The following is a 10,589-nucleotide window of genomic DNA, read 5'->3' as shown; positions in this document are numbered from 1 at the left end:
CGCGCCGCGCGGGGGGTGGGGTGGGGCCGGCGGCGCCCCCCGGTGCCGCCCGGGGGGTCCGCGGCGCCGGGGCCGGGGGCGGCGGCCCCCACGGCCATGGCCGTGACGGCCAGACGGACGGGTACGTACAAGGGGCGCACGGGCGGCCACCTCCGGGATTCAAGGAGTCGCCGTGCCCAACTCCCTTCACCCACAAGAGGACACGCGCCCGGCGAGGCGGACTTGACCCGAGCGCGTCACCGGTACCCACGGACGTTCACCCGCACCCGAGGACGTCACCCGTACCCGGCGACCCTCACCCATACCCGGCGACCCTCACCCGTACCCGGCGACGCTCACCCATACCCGGCGACCCTCACCCGTACCCGAGCGCGTGCAACCGCTCGTCGTCGATCCCGAAGTGGTGCGCGATCTCGTGGACCACCGTCACCTCGGCCTCCGCCACCACGTCCTCACGCGTCTCGCAGAACCGCAGCGTCGGCCCCCGGTAGATCGTGATCCGGTCCGGCAGCACCCCCGCGTACCACTCCCCGCGCTCCGTCAGCGGCGTCCCCTCGTACAGCCCGAGCAGCTCGGGATCCTCCGCCGGCGGCTCGTCCTCGACGAACACCGCGACGTTGTCCATCAGCCGCGTCAACTCCGGCGGAATCCGGTCAAGCGCCTCGGCGACCAGTTCCTCGAACTCCTCGCGCGTCATCTCCAGCACAGACCCATTGTCGGGTACGACCGTGCAGTACGACCCGCATATCCGCCCCGGGCCATGGGCATACCGGACCAATGGCCCGCGTCCCCGCCGCAGCCCCGCACGCCCTGGCCGAGGTATGAACTCCATCCGCAAAGCCCCGCGCGCCCTCACCCGCCGGCTCCGCGCCCGCCGGACGCCCACCACACCCGAGCTGGCCGCCCGCCCCCGGCCCTGGACCCGCGCCGTCGGCCTCGTCGCCGTCGTCCTGCTCGGCGCCTGGCTCGGCCTGCTGGTCGTCGGCAACGTCCGCGTGCCCGTCGGCCCCATGAACACGACGATGACGCTGCGCCCGTCCGTCACCGGCGGCACGAAGATCAACGTCTCCCCCCTGGGCGCCCTCCAGCTCGACAGCCACATCGCCCCGGTCCGCCTCGACGTCAACGTCGACCAGCTCGACCCCGACCGCGCCCAGGCCCTCGTCGACCACCCCGAACGCCTCTCCGGCCTCCAGGACGAGGTCGCCCAGGACGTCGAACACGGCACCCTCGACCTCGCCGTCCGCTCCTGCGTCGCCGTCGTCACCGGCGCCACCGCCCTCGGCCTCGCCGTCTACCGCCGCCCCCGGCGCGCCCTGACCGCCGGCGGCCTCGCCCTCACCCTCCTGGTCGCCTCCGGCGGCACCGCCTACGCGACCTGGAACCCCGACTCCGTCCTGGAACCCAGGTTCTCCGGCCTGCTCTCCTCCGCGCCCTCCCTCGTCGGCAACGCGCGCAGCATCGTCACCGAGTTCGACGTCTACCAGAAGGAACTGGCCCGCCTGGTCACCAACGTGACCAAGCTCTACGACGTCACCTCCACGCTCCCCGCCTACCAGCCCGACCCGACCACGATCCGGGTCCTGCACGTGTCCGACATCCACCTCAACCCGGCGAGCTGGAAGATCATCGCCTCGCTGGTGCGGCAGTACAAGGTGAACGTGATCGTCGACTCCGGCGACACGATGGACCACGGCACCGCCGCGGAGAACGGCTTCCTCGACCCGATCGAGGACCTCGGCGCGCCGTACGTGTGGGTCCGCGGCAACCACGACTCCCAGGAGACCCAGAAGTATCTGCGGGGCCTGAAGAACGTGCACGTCCTCGACGACGGCCGGGCCCGGAGCGTCGCGGGCCTGCGCTTCGCCGGCATCGGCGACCCGCAGTTCACCCCCGACCGCTCCAAGTCGGAGGGCGCCGAGGCCTCCCAGGAACTGGCCGGCGCCCGCCTGGCCTCCGCACTGCGCGACCAGACCACCGCCGGCACCCCCGTGGACATCGCGATCGCCCACGAACCGTCGGCCGCCCGCGAGGTCGACGGCGCGGTGCCCCTGGTCCTCGCCGGGCATCTCCACCGCGAGGACATGGAGGTCATGAAGTACGGCACCCGCCTGCGCGTCGAGGGCTCCACCGGCGGCAGCGGACTGCGCGCGGTCGAGGGCAGGTACCCCGACCCGATCCAGGCGTCCATCCTCTACTTCGACCGGGACACCCGGCGCCTCCAGGCCTGGGACGAGATCAAGCTGGGCGGCCTGGGCCTGACGACGGCCGAGGTCAGCCGCCACCTCCCCAAGGAGAACCAGCCGGGCGCCACCCCGTCCCCGGCGGGAGGATCCCCCTCGATGACGCGACCCGCCCCGCCTGCCCGGTGACCCGCCATTATTCGGTTTGGTCGCGCCCCGAAAGCCGTAGTACAGTCTCGTCGTGCCCAAGGGCAGCGGTCAGGGCTTGACCGTCCCGAACCCCATCAGGGGCCAAGGAGAAGCGGAACCTTTCGGGGGAAAGCGGAGTCACATGCTTCTCACGTCTCCCGTATATGGGGGGCGAAAAGCGAAGCAAGCGGTTACGGCTTGTCCGCCCTCATCGTCTAGCGGCCCAGGACGCCGCCCTTTCAAGGCGGTAGCACGGGTTCGAATCCCGTTGGGGGCACGCAGTACATGTGCGACACTGTCGTACGAAGCTTGGTCCTGTGGAGCAGTTTGGAGTGCTCGCCACCCTGTCAAGGTGGAGGCCGCGGGTTCAAATCCCGTCAGGACCGCTGAGGTTTCACGTGAAACCTCGCGGCTGGGTAGCTCAGTTGGTACGAGCGATCGCCTGAAAAGCGATAGGTCGCCGGTTCGACCCCGGCCCCAGCCACATACAACCCCCGTCGAGATCATCGACGGGGGTTCTGTGTTGCCCGGACGGTGCCCGCACGGTGCCCGGACGGAAATCGTTCGCCAGGAATTTCCCGGGGATGAGATCCTGGAACCCGTATGTCTACGCATCCCGCCCCCGCCCTCGGTACCCTCGCGCCCCGGCTGGCCGAGCTGTCACTGCGCGACGCGCACCGGCTCGGTCGGCGGCTCGAAGGTGCGCGGAAGATCCGTAAGCCGGAAGCCCGCGCCGCCGTTCTCGCCGAGATCGAGACGGAGGTGGCCAAGGCCGAGCAGCGCGTCGGGGAGCGCCGGGCGCGGGTGCCCGTCGTCAGCTACCCCGAGCAGCTCCCGGTCAGCCAGAAGAAGGACGAGATCGCAGCGGCCATCCGTGATCACCAGGTCGTGATCGTCGCGGGCGAGACGGGCTCCGGCAAGACCACCCAGATCCCGAAGATCTGCGTCGAGCTGGGCCGTGGCGTCCGCGGCATGATCGGGCACACCCAGCCCCGGCGGATCGCCGCACGCACCGTCGCCGAGCGGGTGGCGGACGAGCTGGACACGCCCCTCGGGGAGACGGTCGGCTGGAAGGTCCGGTTCACCGACCAGGTGAATCCGGAGTCCACCTTCATCAAGCTGATGACGGACGGCATCCTGCTCGCCGAGATCCAGACCGACCGCGAGCTGCGCGCCTACGACACGATCATCATCGACGAGGCCCACGAGCGGTCCCTCAACATCGACTTCCTGCTGGGGTATCTCGCCCAGCTGCTCCCCCAGCGGCCGGACCTGAAGGTCGTCATCACGTCGGCGACCATCGACCCGGAGCGGTTCTCGCGTCACTTCGGTGACGCGCCGATCGTCGAGGTGAGCGGGCGGACGTATCCCGTGGAGGTGCGGTACCGGCCGCTCCTTGAGGAGGACGGCGACGACGCCGACCGGGACCAGATCACCGCCATCACCGACGCCGTCGAGGAGCTGATGGGGGAGGGCAAGGGCGACATCCTCGTCTTCCTCTCCGGTGAGCGGGAGATCCGGGACACGGCGGACGCGCTGGAGAAGAAGTTCCCCCGCGCCGGAGGCGCTGGTTGGCACAGCACAGAGGTTCTCCCGCTGTACGCGCGGCTGTCGCACGCCGAGCAGCACCGGGTGTTCCAGCAGCACACCGGGCGCAGGATCGTTCTGGCCACCAACGTCGCCGAGACGTCGCTGACCGTGCCGGGCATCAAGTACGTGATCGATCCCGGGTTCGCCCGGATCTCGCGGTACAGCCACCGCACCAAGGTGCAGCGGCTGCCGATCGAGGCGATCTCGCAGGCCAGCGCCAACCAGCGCAAGGGCCGCTGCGGGCGGACCAGCGACGGTATCTGCATCCGGCTGTACGGCGAGGACGACTTCGAGGCGCGCCCGGAGTTCACGGACGCCGAGATCCTGCGGACCAACCTGGCCTCCGTCATCCTCCAGATGACCGCGGCGGGCCTCGGCGACATCGAGAAGTTCCCCTTCATCGACCCGCCGGACCACCGCAACATCCGCGACGGCGTGCAGCTCCTCCAGGAGCTGGGCGCGCTGGACCCGGCGCAGAAGGACGTACGCAAGCGGCTCACCGACAGCGGCCGCAAGCTGGCCCAGCTGCCCGTGGACCCGCGGCTGGCCCGGATGGTGCTGGAGGCCGACAAGAACGGCTGCGTCCGCGAGGTCATGGTGATAGCGGCGGCGCTGTCCATCCAGGATCCGCGGGAGCGGCCGGCGGAGAAGCAGGCCCAGGCCGACCAGCAGCACGCCCGCTTCAAGGACGAGACCAGCGACTTCCTCGCCTTCCTCAACCTGTGGCGGTACGTCCGCGAGCAGCAGAAGGAGCGGGGTTCGTCGTCCTTCCGCCGCATGTGCAAGCAGGAGTACCTCAACTTCCTGCGGATCCGCGAGTGGCAGGACATCTACACGCAGCTGCGTACGGTCGCCAAGCAGATGGGCATCCACCTCAACGAGCAGGACGCTCCCGACGACCGCGTGCACGTCTCACTGCTGGCCGGTCTGCTCTCCCACGTCGGCATGAAGGACGTGAAGACGGCCGGGGGGGAGGGCGGGAAGAACACAGCGAAGAACGAGTACCTGGGCGCGCGGAACGCCAAGTTCGCGATCTTCCCGGGGTCGGCGCTCTTCAAGAAGCCCCCGCGTTTCGTGATGTCCGCGGAGCTGGTGGAGACCTCGCGTCTGTGGGCCCGCGTCAACGCGAAGATCGAGCCGGAGTGGGTGGAGCCGCTCGCCGAGCACGTGCTCAAGCGCACCTACAGCGAGCCGCACTGGGAGAAGGACCAGGCGGCGGTGATGGCGTACGAGAAGGTGACGCTGTACGGCGTGCCGATCGTGGCGCAGCGCAAGGTGAACTACGGGCGGATCGATCCGGAGGTCAGCCGCGAGCTGTTCATCCGCAACGCCCTGGTGGAGGGCGACTGGCGGACGCACCACAAGTTCTTCGCGGACAACCGCCGGCTGCTCACCGAGGTCGAGGAGCTGGAGCACCGGGCGCGGCGCCGGGACATCCTGGTCGACGACGAGACGCTGTACGACTTCTACGACCAGCGGGTGCCCGAACACGTCGTCTCGGGTGCGCACTTCGACTCGTGGTGGAAGCACAAGCGGCACGAGCAGCCCGACTTCCTCGACTTCGAGCGCGAGATGCTCATCAACGAGAAGGCGGGGGCGGTCACCAAGGACGACTATCCGGACTCCTGGCGGCAGGGTCCGCTGAAGTTCCGGGTGACGTACCAGTTCGAGCCGGGGGCGGACGCCGACGGCGTGACGGTGCACGTGCCGCTCCAGGTGCTCAACCAGGTCACGGACGAGGGCTTCGACTGGCAGATCCCGGGGCTGCGGGAGCAGGTGGTCGTGGAGCTGATCCGGTCCCTGCCGAAGCCGGTCCGGCGCCACTACGTGCCGGCTCCGAACTACGCGCAGGCGTTCCTGGACCGGTCGGTGCCGTTGCAGGAGCCGCTGACGGTGACCATGGCGCGAGAGTTGAAGCGCATGGTGGGGGTGCCGTTCGACGCGGAGGACTTCGACTGGGCGAAGGTCCCCGACCATCTGAGGATCACTTTCCGGATCGTCGACGAGCGGCGCCGCAAGCTGGCCGAGGACAAGGACCTGGAGGCGCTGAAGCTCCGGCTGCGGCCGAAGGCGCGCAAGGCGCTGTCGCAGGCCGCGGCGGCCACCGCCGAGCGCAGCGGCGGTGAGTCGCTGGAGCGTTCGGGTCTGACGGACTGGACGATCGGGACGCTGTCCCGGGTCTTCGAGACGCGGCGGGCCGGTCAGCCGGTGAAGGCGTACCCGGCGCTGGTCGACGACGGGCCGACCGCGAACACCGTCTCGGTGCGGCTCTTCGACACCGAGGCCGAGCAGGTGCAGGCGATGTGGAAGGGCACGCGCCGGCTGATCCTGCGCAACATCCCGGTGAGCCCGGCGAAGTTCGCTTCCGAAACGCTGACCAACCAGCAGAAGCTGGGCCTGTCCGCGAATCCGCACGGTTCGATCCAGGCCCTGTTCGACGACTGCGCGACGGCGGCGGCGGACAAGCTGATCGCGGACTTCGGGGGCCCGGCGTGGGACGAGGAGTCCTACCGGAAGCTCTACGAGCGGGTCCGCGCGGAGATCGTCGACACGACCGTCCGCACGGTGGGCCAGGTGCAGCAGGTGCTGGCGGCCTGGCAGGCCTGCGAGCGGCGCCTGAAGTCCGTACGGAGCCCCGCGTTGCTGGCGAACCTCCAGGACGTGCGGGGGCAGCTGGACGCGCTGGTGAAGCCCGGCTTCGTCACGGAGGCGGGGATCAGGCGGCTGCCGGACCTGATGCGCTATCTGGTCGCCGCCGACCGGCGCCTTCAGCAGATGCCGACCGGTGTGCAGCGGGACACGTCGCGCATGGAGAAGGTCCACGAGATGCGGGACGAGTACGCGTGGCTGCTGGAGCAGCTGCCGCAGGGCCGGCCGGTGCCGCAGCAGGTGCGGGAGGTCCGCTGGATGATCGAGGAGCTGCGGGTCAGCTATTTCGCGCACGCGCTGGGCACGGCGTACCCGGTCTCCGACAAAAGGATCGTGAAGGCGATCGACGCGCTCGCCCCGTAGCGCTCGTCCCGTAACGGGGCCTGTTCGGAGGGTGAGTTCGACCCGGGCGCAACCCTCCTGTACAGTCTCTTCTCGCAGCGCAACACAGAAGAAGCGCCGCGAAACCTGGTCCTGTGGAGCAGTTTGGAGTGCTCGCCACCCTGTCAAGGTGGAGGCCGCGGGTTCAAATCCCGTCAGGACCGCAACAGCGAAGGACCCGCACCGATCGGTGCGGGTCCTTCCTTTTACCCCGCGCCCCACTCGCCACCCTGTCAAGGTGGAGGCCGCGCCCGCGGCGCAGCCGCCATCGGGTACAGCAAATCCCGTCAGGACCGCATTACGAGAGGCCCGCACCGTCTGGTGCGGGCCTCTTCTGTTGCCTCCAGGTATGCCTCACCCCACCGGCCCCCCGAAGCCCTGGGCGCCCCTCTCCCGGCCTTGACGGCGTCACATTCGCCCGGTACTTCAAGAAGCAGGGAACGTCCCCCTGTACGGCCCCGGAGGTGGCGTATGGCGGCATCGGTCAGGCACGAGACGCGGGCCCTGCTCCGCGCGCACCTGTCGGCCGCGTCGTCGTACCGTCACGCGACGCGCCACTGCGCGATCTGCCACCGGCTGTTGCGCCTGGCGTTGGACGCGCCGGCCCCACAGTCTCCGACCGGACGTCAAGAGGGCGTCGAGGACGAGAGCGTGCCCGTGGCGTGATCCCCGGATGATCCCAACGCCCTTGCCACGCAGACCTCCTGGAAGCGATGCCTCCACTAGCGCACGGGCAGGGCGGCCAACAACCACCGCGTCGTGTGACGGGTGTCACCGCATGAGTTTTTGAAAACGTGGCACTTACGGCTCCCCTACAACTGGTCAATTTAATATGTGCAATTGCACTACCTCTCGCAGTGCTCGCACGGCCGATCCGACACCCCTCCCCAGACTCCGACATGGCCACTCACAGAACCGGCCGGCGTCCCGTCCCGGAGCACAGGACCGGACACAAAAAGATCGCGCTGGACCCGGCGGAGTCCAGCGCGATCAACGACGCACCCCTGTTGGGGCAGGAACGGCGTCGCTTGGAGCTGTGGTTCCGAGCGCCTCGACAGGTTGGGGGACCTGCCGTTTTGCCCGGTTATTCAGTTGTTCAGGCCTCGCTGCGCTGCTGCGGAATGCCCGCGAGCAGAGCGCGGACCTCGGCTTCGCGGTAGCGGCGATGCCCGCCGAGCGTGCGGATCGACGTGAGCTTGCCGGCCTTCGCCCAGCGCGTGACCGTCTTCGGGTCGACGCGGAACATGGTGGCGACCTCAGCCGGGGTCAGCAGCGGCTCGGCATCAGGGGTGCGAGCGGTCATGAGCGGCCTCCTCGGGAGAACCGAACCTTCTCGGTTCATTCCTCTAAATTCTGCACCTTGACCCGCGTTGCCCGAAATGGCGGACGCGAGTCGAGTCGGTTATAGGACGAACGGCTTGTCCTCGGCACTACAACTACACCATCTGTCCAGCCGCGTCGGCCAAACCGATGGAATTGCCCTCCCAGGTGTTCATCAGCGACGGAAGCCGATGGACCATGCCATAGCGGACAGTCACGCCACTGTGACGATCAGTCACAGGGCGATCAGGAGTCGCGAGACCCCCCAAAGCGTGGCAATGCTGAGATTCCGCCCACAGTGCATCACAGCAGGACGGAAGGAGCCCTCCCCGGGCTCCTTGTCCTATTTTGGCATGAGGAGGGGGAAGGGGCGCAAGAGTGATGTACGTGCGGTCCGTCACGCTTGACGCATACGCCCGGATCGGGACCTACGTCCCTTGTTGACAAGGCATCAGCACATCCGTGACGGGTGTCGGATCGGAAGACGAAACCTCAAAACGGGCGGTACGTCAAACGTCAGTTCGCCGAGCGCCGGTCCCGGACCGCCCGCCAGCGCTCCACCAGCCGCCCGTACGCCTCCCCCGCGGTGGCCGGGTCGCCGTGGCGCAGCGCCTCGATCCCCTCGGCCACGTCCGCCGCGGAGTGGTCGTCCGCCAGCTCCCCGGCCGGCACGGCGTGCACGAGCCCGCCGTAGTCCAGCTCCACGAGGGAGCGCGGGTGGAACTCCTCCAGCCAGCGCCCGACGTCCATCAGTCCGTCGATCAGCGGACCCTCGTCCACGGCCTCCTTCAGGGCCCGCAGACCCCGGGCCACCCGCCGCCGGGCCTGCACCATCGGCGTCCGGTAGCGCAGTAGGGGCGCGGTGGGCCCCTCGTCGTCGCCGCCCTTGTCGTACTCCCGCTCCGCGTCGGAGACCAGGACGAACCAGTTGATCGGCACCTGCCAGGTGGCCGTGCGGATCCAGGGCCGGGCGTCCGGGTTGCGCTCCAGCCAGCGCTCGTAGTCCTGCGTGGTCTCCCGGCGTACCACCGGGGGGATCAGGGCGTCCAGGACGGGCTCCGGGAAGTCCTCGGCCAGTTCTCCCAAGGCCTGCCAGCCGCGCAGCCGGGTCCGCCAGGGGCAGACGCAGACCACTCCGTCGACCTCTGCCACGAAGGCGTCGGCGCTCTCGTGCACCGGCACCGCCACCGGCGGGGTGGGCAGCAGGTCGGCCAGGGAGCGGCGCAGCTCCACCTGGTAGGAGGGCAGGTCGGGGCGGCGGGCGTACCGGGCCCAGTGGTCGCGCTCCGGCTCGCGGAAGGCGGCCAGCGGTTCGTACACGCGCAGGTACGCCGCGTAGGGGACGATCACCGAGGACACCTTGGGCACGCCTGCTCCCTCCCCCGCGCACCGCACCGAAAACCTGCCGGAGCCGATCACAAACGCGCGGGAACCTCAGCAAATCGTCGCACGCCCGTACTCCGTGCGGAGGTGATCCTGGGCACGGTGCGGCGAGGGGGCCCCGTCAGGCTCTAATCTCGTGCCACAGTCCCCGCCACCCTCACGGGGACAGGTCTCCACCCGCCGAACCTACACAGGAGTCACCACCGTGACCGACGTAACCGGCGCACCTGCTGATGTACTGCACACCCTGTTCCACTCGGACCAGGGGGGTCATGAGCAAGTCGTGCTCTGCCAGGACCGGGCCAGCGGCCTCAAGGCCGTCATCGCCCTCCACAACACCGCCCTGGGCCCCGCGCTCGGCGGTACCCGCTTCTACCCGTACGCCAGCGAGGCGGATGCCGTCGCCGACGCGCTGAACCTCGCGCGCGGGATGTCGTACAAGAACGCCATGGCCGGTCTCGACCACGGCGGCGGCAAGGCCGTGATCATCGGCGACCCGGAGCGGATCAAGAGCGAGGAACTGCTCCTCGCCTACGGCCGCTTCGTCGCCTCGCTCGGCGGCCGGTACGTCACCGCCTGCGACGTCGGCACGTTCGTCGCCGACATGGACGTCGTGGCACGGGAGTGCCAGTGGACCACCGGGCGCTCCCCCGAGAACGGCGGCGCCGGCGACTCCTCCGTGCTCACCGCCTTCGGCGTCTACCAGGGCATGCGGGCCTCCGCCCAGCACCTGTGGGGCGACCCGACACTGCGCGACCGCACCGTCGGCATCGCCGGCGTCGGAAAGGTCGGTCACCACCTGGTCGAGCACCTGCTCGCCGAGGGCGCGCACGTGGTCGTCACCGATGTGCGCAAGGACGTCGTGCGGGCCCTCACCGAGCGGCACCCCTCGGT

The 10,589-nt window shown here is 69.5% G+C and carries 6 protein-coding genes, 4 tRNA genes and 1 pseudogene; 8 read left to right on the top strand and 3 right to left on the bottom strand.

Features of this window, described 5'->3' with window-relative positions; all coding sequences use genetic code 11:
- Nucleotides 1-355 precede the first annotated feature (355 nt).
- Nucleotides 356-706 (bottom strand): metallopeptidase family protein, encoded by a 351-nt coding sequence (locus ACFWR9_RS20550; protein WP_383844046.1) that lies wholly within the window; start codon nucleotides 704-706, stop codon nucleotides 356-358.
- Nucleotides 707-777: 71 nt separating this feature from the next.
- On the opposite strand from ACFWR9_RS20550, the pseudogene ACFWR9_RS20545 reads away from it, so the two are divergent.
- The 7 genes and pseudogenes from ACFWR9_RS20545 (at nucleotide 778) to ACFWR9_RS20515 (ending at nucleotide 7,658) form a co-directional block, all read left to right on the top strand.
- Nucleotides 778-2,372, top strand: a pseudogene (locus tag ACFWR9_RS20545) (metallophosphoesterase).
- A gap of 204 nt (nucleotides 2,373-2,576) precedes the next feature.
- Nucleotides 2,577-2,649, top strand: a tRNA-Glu gene (locus tag ACFWR9_RS20540).
- Between the two features lie 34 nt (nucleotides 2,650-2,683).
- Nucleotides 2,684-2,758 (top strand) — tRNA-Asp (locus ACFWR9_RS20535).
- 24 nt (nucleotides 2,759-2,782) lie between these two features.
- Nucleotides 2,783-2,856: transfer RNA gene (locus ACFWR9_RS20530), tRNA-Phe, on the top strand.
- A 119-nt stretch (nucleotides 2,857-2,975) separates the two neighbouring features.
- A complete protein-coding gene (hrpA, locus tag ACFWR9_RS20525) occupies nucleotides 2,976-6,974 on the top strand; it encodes an ATP-dependent RNA helicase HrpA (RefSeq protein WP_383844043.1) in 3,999 nt (1,332 codons plus the stop codon).
- Nucleotides 6,975-7,081: 107 nt separating this feature from the next.
- Nucleotides 7,082-7,156, top strand: a tRNA-Asp gene (locus tag ACFWR9_RS20520).
- A 307-nt stretch (nucleotides 7,157-7,463) separates the two neighbouring features.
- Nucleotides 7,464-7,658: a DUF6274 family protein gene (locus ACFWR9_RS20515; RefSeq protein WP_383844040.1), complete on the top strand. Its 195-nt coding sequence runs from the start codon at nucleotides 7,464-7,466 to the stop codon at nucleotides 7,656-7,658.
- A 430-nt stretch (nucleotides 7,659-8,088) separates the two neighbouring features.
- Here the strand turns inward: ACFWR9_RS20515 and bldC are convergent, their stop codons facing one another.
- On the bottom strand, nucleotides 8,089-8,295 hold the full coding sequence (bldC, locus tag ACFWR9_RS20510) for a developmental transcriptional regulator BldC (RefSeq protein ID WP_003949541.1): 207 nt from the start codon (nucleotides 8,293-8,295) through the stop codon (nucleotides 8,089-8,091).
- A 533-nt stretch (nucleotides 8,296-8,828) separates the two neighbouring features.
- Nucleotides 8,829-9,680, bottom strand: a complete 852-nt coding sequence (locus ACFWR9_RS20505) for a hypothetical protein (protein WP_383844037.1) — start codon at nucleotides 9,678-9,680, stop codon at nucleotides 8,829-8,831.
- Nucleotides 9,681-9,900: 220 nt separating this feature from the next.
- On the opposite strand from ACFWR9_RS20505, the gene ACFWR9_RS20500 reads away from it, so the two are divergent.
- Nucleotides 9,901-10,589: Glu/Leu/Phe/Val dehydrogenase dimerization domain-containing protein (locus ACFWR9_RS20500; RefSeq protein ID WP_383844034.1), on the top strand; the 689-nt coding region annotated here is incomplete at its 3' end.

This window comes from Streptomyces sp. NPDC058534, from assembly GCF_042717365.1.
In the GTDB taxonomy this organism is placed as follows: domain Bacteria; phylum Actinomycetota; class Actinomycetes; order Streptomycetales; family Streptomycetaceae; genus Streptomyces.
This window is presented reverse-complemented; position numbering and strand designations above follow the sequence as displayed.